Origin of the sequence: Daejeonella sp., assembly GCF_030684675.1 — a bacterium.
Lineage (GTDB): Bacteria > Bacteroidota > Bacteroidia > Sphingobacteriales > Sphingobacteriaceae > Daejeonella.
Genome location: NZ_JAUXXZ010000064.1, coordinates 1 through 16,827, shown reverse-complemented (window position 1 = coordinate 16,827; position 16,827 = coordinate 1). Strand labels below are relative to the sequence as shown.

Genomic DNA, 16,827 nt, shown 5'->3' with positions numbered 1-16,827 from the left:
AATTATTTGGGTCTTTAAATAAATTATCTTGTAATTGCTTGTGGAGAATCCCAGATTGGTCCGCTGACACCATTCAGGTCCCAAACGATTTTACCAGCACGGATGGTTAATTCTGCATCCATTTTCTGTGTTCCTTTCAGAACATTTCTTCTAACATCAGTAAATCCGAATTCACCTTTCTTTACGCTGAATACTGCAACATCTGCTTCAGACCCTACACTCAGGTTACCAAGGTCTGGTCTGTTGATTACCCTTGCCGGACTAGCAGTTGATTTCTCAATTACTTCCTCTAAGGTAAGACCGATATTCAGGAATTTAGACATCACATTCGCCATATCCTTCATTCCACCGTTCATGCTGTCGGAGTGAAGGTCGGTGCTGATTACATCAGGCTTGAACCCCTGTTTAATTGCAGGAACTGCCTGGCGCCAGAAAAATGCACCACCTCCATGACCAACATCAAACAATATTCCCTTTTTCTGAGCTTCAAATATAAAAGGCTTTACTATACCATCATCATCTACAACTGTTTCACGGTCTTTTGGACCATAAGCAAATGTATGTGTGAAGATATCGCCGGGACGAAGATGCTCCAGGAACAGCGATTTTATCGAGTTGGTTGGCTGATGCTCGCCGAAATCGACCATTACAGGAACTTTTGCAAGTTTCCCTGCTTCTACAGCCCGGTCAACCTGAGTGAAATCACCCCAGTAGTGTGCAGCTTTGATACCAACGATGATGTTTGGGAAGAGCTTGGTGATCATATAGGCAGTCATCTCAGGATTAAAATCAGCTTTGTCCTGCTCTTCAAAACGACCATACATTCCGTTTCCGGTGATATTTAAAAGAGCAAGGATACGGGTCTGTGAGCGGTCAATGTTCTGTTCTTTAAACTGGCGAAAGTTTCTCCAGCCTGATGATCCGGCATCCACCACAGTGGTAACACCTGCCCTGAAGGTAAATGCATCTGCCGGAACGGCGGTTTGTCCGTCGGCAATATATGATCCCAGATCATTCCCCTGAAATACGTGTGCATGCATATCGATGATGCCCGGAGTTACATATAAACCACTTACATCTACAGTTTTTTTAGCTGAATTAGCCGGAATATTTGCTGCTACTTTGACTATTTTTCCACCTGTAATTGCCACATCCATTTTGGCATTTATTTTGTTTTTAGGGTCAATAACCTGACCACCTTTAAGTAAAAGATCGATTTCCTGAGCACTCAGTGTCATGCTGCTGCATACTAAAAGGAAACTCAGAATGCTTAATAGGGTAAAATTTGTTTTGCTGTTTCTCATTGTTTATTTAATGTTAATTCTTCTCCAATATAAATCAAGATTTTTAAGGACAGGCATTTCCCCTGAAAATTTCTTTCAAATAATCAGAAAAGGTTCTCAAATTGCCATTTGTTGAAGATTTTAATTCTATAACATGTTTATTACATTTAGATTCAGGGAATAAATTAATCACACTCACATCATTTCTATGAAATATTTTCTTTCTTTTTTTCTGCTTGCTGCTTCAGTTTTGAAAGCTCAGACACCCATCCCAGGTTCAGCTGGTGGTCTGCATCAGCTTGATCTTTTTAATGTGAAAATGAAAAGCAATGTTGCCTGTTACCGTATTCCGGCATTGGTAGTGGCAAGTAATGGCGACCTGATAGCTGCGATAGATGAAAGAGGTCCTTCATGTGCAGATCTGAAAGCAAATGATAATATTAATATTGTGATGCGAAAAAGCAGGGACAATGGTAAAACGTGGACAGATATCCGTACCCTCGTTGATTATCCTTTGGGAAATTCAGCATCCGACCCTTCTTTTATTAACGATAGCAAAATAGGTACAATCTTCATGTTTTATAATTACATGGATCTGAACAAAGAGAAGGATATTTACTACCTGCATGTTCTTAAAAGTACAGACAATGGGGAGTCATGGTCGGAACCGGAAGATATTACCCCACAGATTAGTAAGCCGGAATGGCATGGCGATTTTAAGTTTATCACTTCCGGAAAAGGCATTCAGACTTCTTCAGGTGTTTTATTACATACCTTGGTAAACCTGAAACACGGTGTGTTTGTTTTTGGATCCAATGATCATGGCATGACCTGGTTTTTACGTGATACACCTTTAAAGCCGGCTGATGAATCTAAAATTATTGAGTTGCGTGATGGTTCCTGGATGGTCAATTCCAGAGTGAATTCACCCGGAATGCGATACGTGCATACTTCAAAGGATGAGGGAAAAAGCTGGACGAGCAAACCTGAGCCTGCTTTGACGGACCCGGCCTGTAATGCTGCCATAATCCGATACAAATTAAAAAGCATCAATTGCCTGTTATTTGTGAATGCGGACAGTAAGGATTCCCGTAAAAACCTGACTATTAAAATTAGTTATGATGAAGGTAAAACGTGGACCAAAGGAAAGACTATTTATTCGGGTTCTGCAGCATATTCGGATCTTGTTGTGATGAAGAATGGAGATATCGGACTTCTATTCGAGAAGAATGAATACAGTAAAAATGTATTCCTGAGCTTTCCATTCCATTGGATGATTGATTAGCAGGCTCACTTTGAAATCGGCTTGATTTTTAGAAAATTAATGTTTCGGCACATTTATGATCAATTGATCCTGAAATTTCAATATTATTTAAATTTTACATCCAAACAGGGAGAAGGCAACAAAAATATCACATTAGTATCTCTTGTTTAATTCTTTCTTTTTTAATTAACTTTAGCTTTGAATCAAACTAATACTTATGGCAATTTACAAACTTCAGGTTAACGGAAAGACCCTGCAGGCTGATGTCGAGGCCGATACCCCATTATTGTGGGTATTGCGTGATCATTTGGGCCTGGTAGGAACCAAATATGGTTGCGGTATTGCACAATGCGGGTCATGCACAGTTCATGTGAATGGATCTGCAACACGTTCTTGTGTATACCCTGTTTCAGCAGTCGGTAATTCACAGGTAATTACAATTGAAGGATTGTCCGAAAAAGGTGATCATCCTTTACAACTGGCTTGGGATGAGATCGATGTGGCTCAGTGCGGATATTGCCAGGCTGGTCAGATCATGACCGCGGCGGCGCTTTTGAAGCAAAACCCTAAGCCCAGTATGGATGAAATTGAAGTTACGATGAATGGTAATATCTGCCGTTGCGGCGCATATCACCGTATTCGGGATGCAGTGAAATTGGCCAGCTCTAAAATTTGATCATCATGACAAGTAAAACAACAAACAGCAGGCGCGATTTTTTAAAAATGACCGCAATAACAGGGGGTGGCCTTGTACTTGGATTTAATTGGTTCAATGCCGAAGCCAGTGTGCCCGTAGTTATTTCCAATTCAGCAATGGCTGCCGGAAATATAGGTTTTAATAGTTATTTGTCCATCGCTACAGATGGTGTCGTGACTATTATGTCTCCAAACCCTGAGCTAGGACAGAATATTATCACTTCTTTTCCGATGGTTGTAGCCGAAGAGCTCGAAGCCGACTGGAAAAAAGTGAAAGTACTTCAGGCAAATCTCGATAATAAGTTTGACCGTCAGCTTACTGGTGGTAGTGGCGCAGTTCCACATTCATGGAAATTACTTCGGAATGCGGGTGCAACAGCTAAATTCATGTTGATTGAGGCTGCGGCCAAAGTATGGTCTGTTCCTTCCTCTGAATGTACCGCAGCAAATAGCTTCGTAACACATAGCCGTACAGGCAAGAAATTAAGTTATGGTGAACTTGCTGAAGCAGCGTCTAAAATCCCTGTACCTTCAAGTGTGAAGTTGAAAGACCGGAAGGACTTCAAACTGATCGGAAAATCAGTAAGGAATGTTGAGAACCGTAAAATAGTCACTGGTCAGCCTTTATTTGGTTTAGATTTCTACCGTGAAGGGATGGTTTATGCAATGATACAGCGTCCTGAGCAGTTTGGTATGAAGCTGAAATCGTTTGATGGTTCTATCGCTAAATCAATGCCTGGAATTATCGACGTAGTTTCTTTTAAGAACAATGTGGCCGTTGTAGGTAAATCTACCTGGCAGATTCTTAAGGCAAGAAAAATGCTAAAGATTGAATATGAAAAGGAATTCGATCTGGAAAGCACTGAAGATCATGATAAATTATTCCTGAACTTAATGGATAACGGTCAGGCGACTGTCAGGCGTAAGGATGGAGATGTTGATGCTGCATTTAAAAATGCCGCTAAGGTGATAAAAGGTGAGTATCAGTGTCCGTTTATTTCCCACAGTCCGATGGAGCCAATGAACTTTTTCGCTCATGTCCGTCAGGATGGAGTTGAGCTTGTTGGTCCGACACAAACCCCGGCCAGAGCACGCGCAGAAGTCTCTCAATTATTAAAAATTCCGGAAGATAAAATTACCCTGCAGCTTACCCGTTTAGGTGGGGGTTTCGGAAGAAGATTAAAAAATGATTTTGCAACTGAGGCTGCTGAATTGTCAAGTATAATCAAGGCACCAGTAAAGTTGATCTGGTCCAAAGAAGATGATATGACTGCTGGAACCTATCGCCCCGCATGTCGTTATCGTTTTGAGGCTGCATTGGATGCTGCAGGTAACCTTACTGGGTATAAATTGAGAGGAGTAGGTATCAATTCAGGTAATCCAACAAGGGAACATAATTTCCCATCAGGAGCAGTTGATAATGTGTTAATTGATTCAGTTGAGCATAAATCGCCAATCACAACTGGTGCCTGGCGTGCTCCGATTACTAATTTTCTTGCTTTTGCAGAGCAGGCCTTTATTGATGAAGTAGCTCAGGCAGCTGGTAAAGATCCTGTTCAGTTCAGGCTCGACCTTCTTGCAAAAGCTAAGAAATCACCTGTTGGAGATATTCGCTATGATATCAGCAGAATGGAAGGTGTAATTAAAATGGCGGCCGAGAAATCTGGTTGGGGTAAGAAGAAGGATGTATCGCAAGGGTTCAGTGTTTATTTCTCCCACGCTTCTTATGTTGCCCAGGTTGCTGATGTGATTATGCGTAACGGATTGCCGGTGGTTAAAAAGATTTGTGCGGTTTCTGATTGCGGTCAGGTTGTTAGTATGAATGGTGCCAGCCATCAGGTAATGGGTGGTATCGTCGACGGATTGGGACATGCAATGTATAGTAAGTTAAGTTTCAGAGATGGTGCAGTCGATCAGAATAATTATAATACTTACCGCCTGATTAAAATGAAGGAAGTTCCTGAAATTGAGACACATTTTGTGGATAATGGAATTGATCCTACCGGTTTGGGTGAGCCTGCTCTTCCGCCAACAGGGGGAGCCGTTGCAAATGCAATATTCAAGGCTACAGGTAAACGTTTGAGAAATCAGCCTTTTATTGAGGAGGATGTCTTTAAAACAGTTTCATAAAATTATAATGAATTATGAAATGTCCAAATTGTCTGACTACCTTACTGATTGCAGATAAAAAAGGAGTAGAGATTGATTATTGTCCGGATTGCCGTGGTATCTGGCTTGATCGTGGTGAATTGGAAAAGATTCTTGAACGTTCAGTAGAACATTATTCAAGCAGAAGTAATTACGATTCCGATTATAAAAAATACCAGTATGATCAGGATGATGATTACCATAAAAGCCATCCTCAGCGGAAGAAAAAATCTTTTTTAGATGATATTTTTGATTTTTAATCCTGGGTACTTTAATGTTAAATTAACCTGAACGCGACATAATATTTAAAAACCACATAGAAACATAGCATTTTATAGCTGCCAACCTTCATTTTAGACACAGATAGCCTTGAAGCTTCACTTCAATATATGTGTCATTTATAGCATAATATAAGACAATCTATGTGGTTAGATATTGATCTATAGATATTTATTTATTGAAATCACGTTAAATTATTAAGCCTTTTACCATCAAAAGTATAAAGGCTTTTCTTTTAATCTTCATTTTCAAGGGATATAGCATAACCTATTTTTAAAAGCATACCTTTGCAAAATTATTTTCCGGAAGTCCAGCCAATACACCTGTAATCTTTCGCAATTATTTAAACTTAAATTATGAGAAAGATCGTTGATTACAGAAAGGTTTTAGGAGTTGACAAAAATGCTGAATTGCAGCAGTTAAAGACGGTTTACCGTACTCTAATGAAGAACTGGCACCCGGATAAATTTACTGAATCTGCAGAAAGTAAGCTTGAAGCCGAAGAAAAAAGCAAAAGCATTATTGAAGCCTATCATTTCCTGGTAAGCATTGCACCTGAAACACGTTTGCAAACTCTGGATGATTATAATCTGACCACATCCAGTGTTGGAATCGCTGATTTTGAATATCAGGGACAGGTTTTAACTGTAAAGTTTGGCGATGGGAATGAATACGAGTATTTTGATGTTCCCCGTGCTGTTTACATCAAACTGATCAATGCCGATTCTCCAGGCAGGTTTGCGCGCAGACATATTTACAATAACTATGTCTACAGGAGTACCAGCAAGCGTGTAGCTATGGCCTGATAGTCTTTTCTTTTTAAGTTTAGCTTTAACGATTTATTATTTTCGATCGTATATAGTATTGTTTATCAATAATATTCATAAATTAATACTATGAAAGTCAACAGATTAGGAAAAGGATTTATCCTTTTGAGCCTACTGGCTCTGTTCAGCATTAGCGCCTTTGGGCAAAAAAACAAACTGGAGAAACAGGAACAAATCAAAAAACTGCTTGAAAGCAAGGTTTTTGTTTTTAGTCCGCAATCAGCTACTCCAAGTTCTGGGGGCATGATCCAATTAACCTCAGAATTCTTCCTTAAGATTAGTCAGGATACGCTTGAGAGTAATTTGCCCTATTATGGAGTAAACAACCAGCCGAGCTTTGGAATCGCAGATAGGCCATTAGAATTCACTTCCTATGATTTTGATTATGAGATCAAGACCATGAAGAATGGTAGTTATGATATTACAATCCGCTTGAACGATCCCAGTGATCCGGATCAGCTTAATTTTTCTATTTCTACTTCTGGTTATGCAACGTTACGGGTAACCAGTAATATGCGGCAACCCATATCATTTTATGGAGATATTGATGCTCCCCGGCCTCCCCGAAAGAGTAATAGATGATAAAGGAGTCAATTTTTCGGGAGCTTGCACTTTCCTTTCCTGAAGCAACTGAAGCTCCGCATTTTGAAAAGACTTCTTTCAGGGTTAAAAATAAAATATTTGCTACACTGGATTTGAAGAATAATCTGGCCTGTATCAGGTTATCACCCATTGACCAGGATGTTTTTACGACTTTTGATAAGCAGATTATTTATCCCCCTGCCAATAAATGGGGAAAACAAGGCTGGACTTTGGTTGAATTGAACAAGGTCAGAGAAGATTTGTTCAGGGATATTCTTAGTTGTGGCTATTGTACAGTTGCCCCGCGGAAGCTTGCTGAACAGGTTGGGCAGCGCGGAAATGATTAAACGAAAAAAGGCCTGCAAAGCAGGCCTTTTTTCGTTTGTGGGGAATACTGATTAAATGTACGAAGTTGCAACACTAACAATTTTCCATCCCTTACCTGTATTTGACATGTTCAGGTAATTTATTTTAGAAAATCCGTCATATTTCATGGTTACTTTAACAACACTTTGAGTAGGAGTTGATTCAACAATACTGAACTCAGTGGTGCAGTTTTGCTCAACATTCTGAAGATTTTTCAATGAATTAAGCATCTGATTTCTGTCATGATTAATGATCTGCTGTCCACGAGTCGAAGTGAATTTTACGTCTTTGTCCATCACTTCATTTAGTCCATTGATTTTTCCGTGTGCTACTGCATCAATGTAAGCCTTAAGAGCATAGTTGATGTTTAATTTTTCACTTTTGGTATCATCTGATGCAAATGCACTTGTTGATAATACTACTAATAATGCTGCGGCGATAGTTTTTAAAGCTTTCATAATAATTGTTTTTTAGTTTTAATTTTTTTGTTTAGGTGTGTGTTAATATTTTTTTTGTTTGTTTTCTTGATCAAATGTATAATGGATTTCAAAGCCGGTCTATAGCAATTAGGCGGATGCTGGTAAGTTCTCGGTAAACGGCGGTAAATGGTAGGTGAAAGGTTGGGGTGGGATTTTTACCGATAAAGCTAGCAGCTAAAAGGCGAAAGCATAAAGCAATAGGCTAAAAGCTAAAAGGCGAAAGCTTAAAGCAGGATGTAAATTGAATGATAAAGTTTCAAGGTAATATTATTACTGCAGCTACCCCTAAACTGGTAACTGGTAACAGATAACTGACAAACTGATAACTGACAACAGATAACAGGCAACTAACACCCATGTCCTTCCCCTTCAAGCATATTCCGGGCATGAAATACGCCGGGGAGGATAGCTTCCAGGGATTCCCGTGCTCCATTGGTGCTTCCGGGAAGGGTGACGATTAATGTTTTACCGATGGATCCGGCGACCGAGCGGCTCATCATCGCAAGTGGGGTACGCATTTGTCCGAAGCTGCGTATTGCTTCAGTAATACCGTCTGCATCTCTTTCAAGAATCTCTTTTACGGCACTGACCGTGTTATCCCTTGGGCCAAGTCCGGTGCCTCCTGTAGTAAATATGAACTGTATATCTTCTTTCACCCAATCCAAAATCTGTTTTTGTATAGCATCTTTATCGTCAGGGAGTACTTTGTAATGCCATACTTTGGCATTTGAATTCTCGAGCATATTGCAAATAAGTTTTCCGCTCTTATCTTCACGATCACCACTCGCCGTTGAATCAGAACAAACCAAAACGGCGCATACAGCTGAGCTTTCAGTGTACCGGCTACGGTCACTTTTTCCACCTTTCTTTTCCAGAAGCCTGATATGCCCGATCTCCAGGCTAGTATCAACAGGTTTCAGCATATCGTAAATTTCCAGTGCCGCAACTGAAACAGCGGTAAGTGTTTCCATTTCAATCCCGGTACGGCCTATGGATTTAGCCTCACCCTGAATGACTATTCCTGTGCGGTTAAGGATGTCATCATTGAACAAGTCAGAATGCAGCTTTCTGCCAAGGAATTCAAAAGTGAAATCCATGCCATCGATGGTAACCGGATGACAATGGGGTAGGAGCTGTGGAGTCAGTTTTGCACCCAAAAAGCCGGCTGCACGAGCCACATCAAACAGATTGCCTTTGGGAAGCTTATTTGAGTTGATCAGATCTATGCTTTTTTCTGAACAAAATATGATACCCACCGCCCTGGCCGTACGGAGTGTGATCTGTTTATGACTGATATCGCGCATTTTCGGGTTGTTAGTTGTTAGTTGGTTAGTAATTTACCGTTGTTTAGAAATGTATTACTAATAGTTAAAAATCCTTGAGTACAAATTTCAAATGAACCAGGATTTTGTCTTGGTTCCTGGTTCTTGGCTCTTTGATCCTTGATACTATTTATAGGACATCATAAAATCCCATACTCTTTCAAAAGAATTATAATCCATGTTCAGTCCCTTAACCAATGCCTTTCCCGGAGCCCGGAGGGTTGGATGGGTATGTGCGCCACCAATGATTTTATAAAGGATCACATCATTTTTGCCTTTATAATGCTGGATTTCAACGGTAGAGTTATCGCCGGGTTCAACATCTGGCAGATATGTGATTTTCGCTTTTTTCTTTGCTCCGTTTCTGGCTACCCAATAGGCTACGTTTTCATCTCCGGATAAAATTACAGGAGTACGTGTTACTTTAATTGTACCACCGTTCCATTTAATTACAGAATCTGCAGTTCCACTTGTAATTATGATAGGTATTGGTTTTGCATTTGCAAACTCCCGGGCTACGCCCGGACTTATTGTCGAAACAAAAGGAGCAATTGCCCTGATCTTCTCAGGAAGATCACAGCTTAATCGGTAGGTCATCATTCCACCATTCGAACTGCCTGAGAAATAAACCCGTTTTGGGTCTCCTTTAAAATCCCTGATGAAGAGGTCTATTAAAGAGCTTAAATAGCCCACATCATTGATATTGTCGGTTAGAGGATAGCTGCCGCCCAATTTATCATTCCAGTGTTTTGAGGTTGCATCCGGATAAACAACTATTGCCTTATCCCGCTCTGCGCGTGCATGGTATTGTGGCCCCAGAACATTTACACCAATCTGGGCACTTGCCCCCATCCCATGAAGAAAAAATACCACCGGTACTTTCTCTAAGTTTTCAATCCCTGATGGAATATAATACATGTATTTACGCTGCAGGCCGTCATAACTCATGGAATCGGTATGCAGACCCTGTCCTGATCGCGATTGACCAAAACTAAATTGGCTACAGTATAGGCAGATAAAAAGGCAAATAAATTTAATTTTCATGGTGCTAAAAATCATTAGGGGCTTTGATAATCAAGTATCAGGAAAATTTATGAAATTTTCTTCGTTTAACTGATAGAAATCGACTTTTATCTGTTTTAACTTTCCAAAAAATGTGTATTTTGTTCTGCGAATGATTGTGTGTCTGATTAATTCCTGGAATCGAAATTTAATCTAAAAGGCCCCCCATCCGATAAATAAATTCAAAAACATAATATACAGATGAATATTGGTCTTTTTATACCCTGTTATGTCAACCAGTTATATCCAAATGCTGCCATAGCTACACTCGAGTTACTTCAGAAGTTTGGTGCTGATGTTACTTATCCTGCTAAACAAACCTGCTGCGGGCAGCCAATGGCAAATTCGGGTTACGAACACCTTACTCAATCCTGTAATGATCTTTTCGTAGAAAATTTTTCGAAATTTGACTATATCGTAGCACCATCTGCGAGTTGTGTGCTCCATGTCAAAGATCATTTGCATTCACATGCTGATGAAGCTGCGGCAACAGAGATTCGGGGAAAGATCTACGAACTGGTAGAATTTCTGACTGATGTTTTAAAGATTGAGAAACTGGATGCCCATTTTCCACATAAAGTTGGGATTCATCAAAGTTGCCATGGATTAAGAGGACTTCATCTGGCGCAGATGTCTGAGCTGATCGCACCAGACTTTTCAAAGCCACGTCATTTGCTGAACATGGTATCCGGGTTGGAGTTAACAGAACTCGACCGGGTAGATGAGTGTTGTGGCTTTGGAGGGCTTTTCTGTATTGCAGAGGAAGCCGTATCTGTAAAAATGGGTAAAGACCGTATTACAGATCATACCAAGCATGGAGCCGAGTACATTACTTCGCCCGATCTCTCCTGTCTGATGCACATGGAAGGAATTCTTCAGCGAAACAAAAGCAAAGTTAAGATCATACATATAGCAGAAATATTAAATAGTTCATCCATAAAGGCATGAAAAGTACTTTAGATCACGCAGCATTAGCAGAAGAATTTAATAAAGATGAAGAACGTGTCGACTGGCATGATGGTGCACTCTGGTGGATCAGACAAAAGCGTGACCGCTCTGCTCACCAAACTCCTCAATGGGAGGAATTGCGGGAAGCGGCCTCAGCAATTAAATCTAATGTGATTTCGAATCTTCACGATTATTTGATTCAGTTTGAGGAGAATCTGAAGAAAAATGGTGTTAAGGTTTACTGGGCATCAGATGCGGAAGAGCATAATCAGATTGTTTATTCGATCCTGAAAGCAAAAGAGATTAAACAAATGGTCAAAAGTAAGTCTATGCTTACTGAAGAATGTCATTTGAATGAATTTTTGGAAGAACGGGGCATTGAGGTAATCAATTCTGATTTGGGGGAATATATACAACAGATTGATAATGAGCCACCTAGTCATATTGTATTGCCTTGTATTCACAAGCGCAAGGAAGAGATTGGAGAACTGTTTCATGAGCATCTTGGTACCGAGAAAGGCCTTTCAGATCCTACTTTACTGACCCGCGTGGCACGTAAGCACCTTCGCAATGTATTCCTTACCCGACGTGCAGCACTCACAGGTGTGAATTTTGCTGTTGCTGAAACCGGGGAGTATGTGGTTTGTACTAATGAAGGAAATGCGGATATGGGTGCTCATCTTTCTGAAGTTCAGATTGCTTCTATGGGGCTTGAGAAGATTATCCCTGAGCGCAAGCATCTTGGGGTATTTTTGAGATTACTGGCCCGCAGTGCAATAGGACAACCCATAACCATTTACTCTAGTCACTATAAAAAACCTCGTCCGGGGCAGGAGATGCACCTGATCCTGGTTGATAAGGGCAGAAGCAATTTATTGGCCCGTCCTGATTTCAGGGAGTCACTGAAATGTATTAAATGCGGAGGCTGTATGAATACTTGTCCGGTTTACCGTAAAAGCGGTGGTTTAAGCTATCATAATACGATTTCCGGGCCTATTGGGGCAATTCTGGCGCCAAATCTGGATATGAAACAGCATGCAGATCTACCCTTTGCTTCAACACTTTGCGGATCTTGTTCCAATGTATGTCCTGTTAAAATTCCGATCCATGATCAGCTCTATAAATGGCGTCAGGAGATTGTGAAACAAGGATATTCTGCAAGCCGTAAAACCTTCAGTATGAAGGCGATGGCATTAACGCTTTCTTCTCCCGAAATTTACAAGACAGCCGGAAAAACGGGACGCTGGTTATTGAATAATGCACCATTTGCTATCAACAATAAGTTTAATCCATGGTATAAGCAACGCGATATGCCAGATAGCTCGCAGCAATCCTTCGGGGAATGGTATGCAAAGAATGGTTCGAAGAAATGATTAAAATGAATTTTGAATGAGCACTAGAGAAAATATACTGGCGGCGGTAAAAAAGAATCAGCCAGCACTTTCAGCACTTCCGGATATATCGGTTTTTAAAGTGCATGAGGAAGATGTAGTTAAAAAGTACAGTGATGTGTTTGCAGGTATTGGTGGATTGCTTGTTTCGGCAGGAAGTCTTGAGAATGTAAAGGATCTTATCAGAAAAGATTTTGATCAAAACAAGCGAATTTTAACTACTCTACCGGACTTGACTGATGTAGCAGAGCTGTCTGACCCTGATGCTGATCCTCACACACTGGAGGATGTTGAATTAGCTATAATAGAAGCACATTTGGGCGTTGCAGAAAATGGTGCAGTATGGTTAACAGAGGATGTTATGGGGCATCGCGTATTACCATACATTACCCAGCATCTTGCAGTGATTGTTCGGGAAGAAAGCATTGTTTCAACCATGCATGACGCTTATTCAAAAATAGCTTCAGAAGATTATGGATTTGGAGGCTTCATTGGTGGGCCTTCTAAAACAGCCGATATTGAGCAGGCTTTGGTGCTTGGTGCTCATGGTCCCTTAAGCATGACCGTTTATCTAATTAAATAATTTACATCAATACAAATGAAAAACGATTCAATCATCATTCGTGATAATTTAAAAGAGCAGTACAGAGATATATACACTGATGAAGTTTTGCTGGCATTAAACACAATGGCTCATTTCAATAAATCAGTGAAGCGTTTGATGAATGAGCGTATCAAACGCCGCAATGATCGTCATGCAAACAGTAAAAGAATTGAATTTTACGATCCTGAAAGTCTGATCCCAGGCTCTTCAATAAAGGTAAAAGATGCCCGGGAGGGAAGGTTCGAAGGATCTGTGATTCCACATGATCTTCAGCGACAATGGATTCAGGGAACAGGTCCGGCAGCGAAGCCAAATGCAAGTCTGGAAAGCAGCATCAGGAATGCAGCGTATGCGCTCTTATCCGGTGCTGATGGCTGGATGTTTGACGGGGAAGATGCTTTAGGACAGATCGACAGTATGTCACTCGATAACCAGCGAAATCTAAAGCTTGCCATTTCCAAAGATCCGGTTTTCTTAAAAGTGGCTGAGCAGGTTGCCGCTGAGATGAACCGATGGTCGGAAGGATTTCTGGGCCAGGAAATTGTAAAGGACTGGAAAAGTCAGCTTGATTTTACGACAAAGATATTCCGCTGTCGCGGACTTCATTTAGATGACAGGCATATTCGTGATGCGGATGGTGTGGCTCTGGCTGCCTCAATAGCCGACCTTTGTCTCTATGTTGTGAATAATTACAGACAATTGCGGAAATCAGGCTCCTCTATAGTGTTGTATTTACCTAAAATACAGACTGCCGGAGAGGCTTCTTTATGGAATAGCATGCTAAGTGCACTGGAAGACCATCTGGGTCTTGAAAACGGAACGATTAAAGTATATCTGCTGGTAGAGCAGCTTGAAGCCACCTATCAGCTGATGGAGATCAGAGCGGTTCTGGGCAAGCATTTCGTAGGTTATAATACCGGTCGCTGGGATTATATTAACAGCGTTTCTGATGCGATGGCCTGGGATAAAAGCTTTATAAATCCAAATATTGAATCTGTGACCATGACCTACGGCTATATGCGGAATTATGAAGATCGGGTTCGCCGGGCAGTAAACACGCCGGATATCAATGGAAACTGCGCAATTTGGCAGGGAGGAATGGAACCCAATATCCCGGTAGGATCGGCAGAAGGTGTTGCCGCAAGTATGAAAAAAGCCTTAGCTGGTGCAGAACGGGAACAGCGTGAAGGTGCAAGCGGCAAATGGGTGGCTCATTGGAAAATGGTGAATATTGTAAGGCCTGTATGGGAAAAGATTGGGGAAGCAAATCAGGTTGGGCGAAAATTCCCGGCTCTGACTTATACTCAGCAGGATGCCGACGGATTAATTTTACTCCAACCGGCACCGATAACAATCAGGGGAGCCAGAAATTTGCTGAGTGTAGCCATTCAGTATGGAAATGCCTTCGCACAGGGTATGCAGGCGGCTGCTCTCAAGGCAGCAGATGATTTTGGGAATGATGATATACTCTATCTGATGGAGGATATGGCAACCGGAGAGATCAGATTAAGCATTGTTTGGGAATGGGTGCACAAGGGAGCTAAATTTACTGAAGATGATTCTGCAACGGGTGTCAGGACTGGTGATATATTCACAAAAGAGCTGCTCAGAAGACTGATGGATGAGGAGTATGGGAAATTGCTGAAAGCGAATAATAAGGATGTGTATGATGCTTCAAAAACAACGACCTTGCCGATTGCAAGAGAGATTGCTGAGATCTATGTTTTCAATGAATTTAAAATTCCATGGTTCATTGACCTGCTCAATATCAACCTGAATAATGAGAATCTGCAGGAAGCTAAGAAAAGAATATCAGATTACATTCTAGCCTTTAAAAACGAAGGCAAACGTATCACTGAAAATCCTGATTTTGTATTATAAATTCAGGATAGAATAATTTTTTGAAATTTAATTTAATATAACTAAATCGAAATTAATTTAATAATTAGTCAATTATGTTTCGTTATGATTGTCATTTAGTTAAGAATTTTTGTTTTTTCACACTCATTCTTATTGGTCCTTTTTGGGGCTTTTCTCAAACTAACAGGCCAAATATCATATTTATTTTAACGGATGATCAACGTTGGGATGCTTTAGGCTTTGCCGGAAATCCAATCATTAAGACTCCGGAAATGGATGCACTGGCAAAATCCGGAACGTATTTCAAGAATGCCTTTTCAACTACACCTATTTGCGCAGCAAGCAGGGCCTCTATCCTTACTGGATTGTATGAACGTACACATGGATACACCTTTCAAAAACCTAAACTTCAAGGTCCATATGCTGAAATGATGTATCCTAAAATATTGAAGGATAATGGCTACCATATTGGTTTTTTTGGGAAATTAGGAGTGAATATTGATAATCCGGAGCAATATTTTGATCAGAGTGATTTTTACGATCGGGGTACTAAACCAGACAAAGGAGGATATTTTTATAAAACTATTAACAAGGATACGGTACATCTGACCAGATACAGCGGTTTTCAGGCACAGGATTTCATCATCAATGCTCCAAAGGATAAGCCATTTTGTTTATCTGTGTTTTTTAGTGCACCGCATGCACATGACTCTGCAAAAGAGCAATATTTTTGGCAGGCAAAGTCGGATGATCTTTATAAGGATGCACTGATACCATCACCAGTTTTGTCTGATGAGAAATACTTCAATCAATTGCCATTAGAGGTAAAGAATGGTTTTAACAGAACAAGATGGAAATGGCGATTTGATACCCCGGATAAGTACCAAAATAGTATTAAAGGGTATTATCGGATGATTAGTGAAATAGATGATGAAATAGGGATGCTTCGTAAATTATTGAAAGAAAGGGGTTTAGCTGACAATACTATTATCATTGTGATGGGAGATAATGGATATTTTACCGGTGATCGCCAATTGGCCGATAAATGGCTGATGTACGATGCCTCCATTCGCATTCCTCTTATCATTTATGATCCAAGAAAAAGGAATCCGGCATCCATTGATGCGATGGTTTTGAATATTGATGTATCCAAGTCTATTCTTGAATTTGCAGGTTTGAAAGCACCAAGAAATTATCAGGGAATGAGTCTCAATCCATTTCTTTTTAAGGGGAATTCTTACCATTCTGCCAGAAAATCTATTTTGATTGAACACCTTTGGAAGTTACCTGAAATTCCATCAAGCGAAGGTGTTCGCACCGCTCGCTGGAAGTTTTTCCGCTATAGGCTAATTAAGGCACCTGAAGAATTGTATGACCTACGCAATGATCCTCTTGAAACAATTAATCTGGCGGGGGACATCCGGTATTCAAAGGTTATAAATCAATTAAAGAAGCAATTAAATACCCGTTCAGAAAAATATAGCTCAGAAAAACTTGTTCCGGATGAGCAGGAAGTTGCTGAAATGAAATTTTGATGGTAATCGCTTTCGTTTGAATCTTTGATTAAACCAGGATGATTTAATCAAAAGAATTCCTCGAAGCTCTGCTTCGGGGTTCTGGCCTAATCTTATATTTGTTTTATGAGTGAACATATTCATAAACGTCATAATAAGAATTTGCTGTTGTACCATTTGGTTTGTCCGATAAAATATAGGA

At 40.4% G+C, this 16,827-nt stretch carries 16 protein-coding genes; 12 read left to right on the top strand and 4 right to left on the bottom strand.

Translation table 11 applies throughout. From position 1 onward, the window contains the following. Window positions 1-23: 23 nt before the first annotated feature. Window positions 24-1,304, bottom strand: a complete 1,281-nt coding sequence (locus Q8M41_RS13900) for an amidohydrolase/deacetylase family metallohydrolase (RefSeq protein WP_305365885.1) — start codon at window positions 1,302-1,304, stop codon at window positions 24-26. Between the two features lie 187 nt (window positions 1,305-1,491). Here Q8M41_RS13900 and Q8M41_RS13895 point away from each other — a divergent pair, with 187 nt between their 5' ends. The 7 genes from Q8M41_RS13895 (at window position 1,492) to Q8M41_RS13865 (ending at window position 7,426) form a co-directional block, all read left to right on the top strand. Next, window positions 1,492-2,568 (top strand): exo-alpha-sialidase, encoded by a 1,077-nt coding sequence (locus Q8M41_RS13895; protein WP_305365884.1) that lies wholly within the window; start codon window positions 1,492-1,494, stop codon window positions 2,566-2,568. A gap of 202 nt (window positions 2,569-2,770) precedes the next feature. Beyond that, window positions 2,771-3,223: a (2Fe-2S)-binding protein gene (locus Q8M41_RS13890; protein WP_370870514.1), complete on the top strand. Its 453-nt coding sequence runs from the start codon at window positions 2,771-2,773 to the stop codon at window positions 3,221-3,223. A gap of 5 nt (window positions 3,224-3,228) precedes the next feature. Then, a complete protein-coding gene (locus Q8M41_RS13885; protein WP_305365882.1) occupies window positions 3,229-5,373 on the top strand; it encodes a xanthine dehydrogenase family protein molybdopterin-binding subunit in 2,145 nt (714 codons plus the stop codon). A 14-nt stretch (window positions 5,374-5,387) separates the two neighbouring features. Beyond that, window positions 5,388-5,651 (top strand): zf-TFIIB domain-containing protein, encoded by a 264-nt coding sequence (locus Q8M41_RS13880; RefSeq protein WP_305365881.1) that lies wholly within the window; start codon window positions 5,388-5,390, stop codon window positions 5,649-5,651. 375 nt (window positions 5,652-6,026) lie between these two features. Continuing rightward, complete coding sequence (locus tag Q8M41_RS13875) at window positions 6,027-6,476, top strand: KTSC domain-containing protein (protein ID WP_305365880.1); 450 nt, start codon at window positions 6,027-6,029, stop codon at window positions 6,474-6,476. A 90-nt stretch (window positions 6,477-6,566) separates the two neighbouring features. After that, window positions 6,567-7,079, top strand: a complete 513-nt coding sequence (locus tag Q8M41_RS13870; protein ID WP_305365879.1) for a DUF4251 domain-containing protein — start codon at window positions 6,567-6,569, stop codon at window positions 7,077-7,079. After that, window positions 7,076-7,426 carry an MmcQ/YjbR family DNA-binding protein gene (locus Q8M41_RS13865; protein WP_305365878.1) on the top strand — a complete coding sequence of 117 codons (351 nt, stop codon included), beginning with the start codon at window positions 7,076-7,078 and terminating at the stop codon, window positions 7,424-7,426. Before Q8M41_RS13870 ends, Q8M41_RS13865 begins: the two co-directional genes overlap by 4 nt. Before the next feature lie 51 nt (window positions 7,427-7,477). On the opposite strand, the gene Q8M41_RS13860 is transcribed toward Q8M41_RS13865, so the two are convergent. The 3 genes from Q8M41_RS13860 to Q8M41_RS13850 all read right to left on the bottom strand — a co-directional run bounded on the left by Q8M41_RS13860 (window position 7,478) and on the right by Q8M41_RS13850 (window position 10,290). Continuing rightward, the gene (locus Q8M41_RS13860) at window positions 7,478-7,903 is read right to left on the bottom strand and encodes a nuclear transport factor 2 family protein (protein ID WP_305365877.1); all 426 of its coding nucleotides are present in this window, start codon (window positions 7,901-7,903) and stop codon (window positions 7,478-7,480) included. Between the two features lie 368 nt (window positions 7,904-8,271). After that, the gene (moaCB, locus tag Q8M41_RS13855) at window positions 8,272-9,228 is read right to left on the bottom strand and encodes a bifunctional molybdenum cofactor biosynthesis protein MoaC/MoaB (protein ID WP_305365876.1); all 957 of its coding nucleotides are present in this window, start codon (window positions 9,226-9,228) and stop codon (window positions 8,272-8,274) included. Window positions 9,229-9,372: 144 nt separating this feature from the next. Next, the gene (locus Q8M41_RS13850) at window positions 9,373-10,290 is read right to left on the bottom strand and encodes a PHB depolymerase family esterase (RefSeq protein WP_305365875.1); all 918 of its coding nucleotides are present in this window, start codon (window positions 10,288-10,290) and stop codon (window positions 9,373-9,375) included. Window positions 10,291-10,509: 219 nt separating this feature from the next. Here Q8M41_RS13850 and Q8M41_RS13845 point away from each other — a divergent pair, with 219 nt between their 5' ends. The 5 genes from Q8M41_RS13845 to Q8M41_RS13825 all read left to right on the top strand — a co-directional run bounded on the left by Q8M41_RS13845 (window position 10,510) and on the right by Q8M41_RS13825 (window position 16,646). Continuing rightward, the gene (locus Q8M41_RS13845) at window positions 10,510-11,256 is read left to right on the top strand and encodes a (Fe-S)-binding protein (protein ID WP_305365874.1); all 747 of its coding nucleotides are present in this window, start codon (window positions 10,510-10,512) and stop codon (window positions 11,254-11,256) included. Beyond that, entirely contained in the window at window positions 11,253-12,629 is a 1,377-nt protein-coding gene (locus Q8M41_RS13840) for a lactate utilization protein B (RefSeq protein WP_305365873.1), read from the top strand. Before Q8M41_RS13845 ends, Q8M41_RS13840 begins: the two co-directional genes overlap by 4 nt. A gap of 16 nt (window positions 12,630-12,645) precedes the next feature. Beyond that, window positions 12,646-13,230, top strand: a complete 585-nt coding sequence (locus Q8M41_RS13835; RefSeq protein ID WP_305365872.1) for an LUD domain-containing protein — start codon at window positions 12,646-12,648, stop codon at window positions 13,228-13,230. Between the two features lie 15 nt (window positions 13,231-13,245). Further along, the gene (locus tag Q8M41_RS13830) at window positions 13,246-15,132 is read left to right on the top strand and encodes a hypothetical protein (protein ID WP_305365871.1); all 1,887 of its coding nucleotides are present in this window, start codon (window positions 13,246-13,248) and stop codon (window positions 15,130-15,132) included. Between the two features lie 74 nt (window positions 15,133-15,206). Further along, window positions 15,207-16,646: a sulfatase gene (locus Q8M41_RS13825; protein WP_305365870.1), complete on the top strand. Its 1,440-nt coding sequence runs from the start codon at window positions 15,207-15,209 to the stop codon at window positions 16,644-16,646. Window positions 16,647-16,827 lie beyond the last annotated feature (181 nt).

Coding starts and splice junctions, on each gene's coding strand:
- Q8M41_RS13900 (WP_305365885.1), bottom strand. CDS start 1,304: ATGAGAAACAGCAAAACAAATTTTACCCTATTAAGCATTCTGAGTTTC.
- Q8M41_RS13895 (WP_305365884.1), top strand. CDS start 1,492: ATGAAATATTTTCTTTCTTTTTTTCTGCTTGCTGCTTCAGTTTTGAAA.
- Q8M41_RS13885 (WP_305365882.1), top strand. CDS start 3,229: ATGACAAGTAAAACAACAAACAGCAGGCGCGATTTTTTAAAAATGACC.
- Q8M41_RS13880 (WP_305365881.1), top strand. CDS start 5,388: ATGAAATGTCCAAATTGTCTGACTACCTTACTGATTGCAGATAAAAAA.
- Q8M41_RS13875 (WP_305365880.1), top strand. CDS start 6,027: ATGAGAAAGATCGTTGATTACAGAAAGGTTTTAGGAGTTGACAAAAAT.
- Q8M41_RS13870 (WP_305365879.1), top strand. CDS start 6,567: ATGAAAGTCAACAGATTAGGAAAAGGATTTATCCTTTTGAGCCTACTG.
- Q8M41_RS13865 (WP_305365878.1), top strand. CDS start 7,076: ATGATAAAGGAGTCAATTTTTCGGGAGCTTGCACTTTCCTTTCCTGAA.
- Q8M41_RS13860 (WP_305365877.1), bottom strand. CDS start 7,903: ATGAAAGCTTTAAAAACTATCGCCGCAGCATTATTAGTAGTATTATCA.
- moaCB (WP_305365876.1), bottom strand. CDS start 9,228: ATGCGCGATATCAGTCATAAACAGATCACACTCCGTACGGCCAGGGCG.
- Q8M41_RS13850 (WP_305365875.1), bottom strand. CDS start 10,290: ATGAAAATTAAATTTATTTGCCTTTTTATCTGCCTATACTGTAGCCAA.
- Q8M41_RS13845 (WP_305365874.1), top strand. CDS start 10,510: ATGAATATTGGTCTTTTTATACCCTGTTATGTCAACCAGTTATATCCA.
- Q8M41_RS13840 (WP_305365873.1), top strand. CDS start 11,253: ATGAAAAGTACTTTAGATCACGCAGCATTAGCAGAAGAATTTAATAAA.
- Q8M41_RS13835 (WP_305365872.1), top strand. CDS start 12,646: ATGAGCACTAGAGAAAATATACTGGCGGCGGTAAAAAAGAATCAGCCA.
- Q8M41_RS13830 (WP_305365871.1), top strand. CDS start 13,246: ATGAAAAACGATTCAATCATCATTCGTGATAATTTAAAAGAGCAGTAC.
- Q8M41_RS13825 (WP_305365870.1), top strand. CDS start 15,207: ATGTTTCGTTATGATTGTCATTTAGTTAAGAATTTTTGTTTTTTCACA.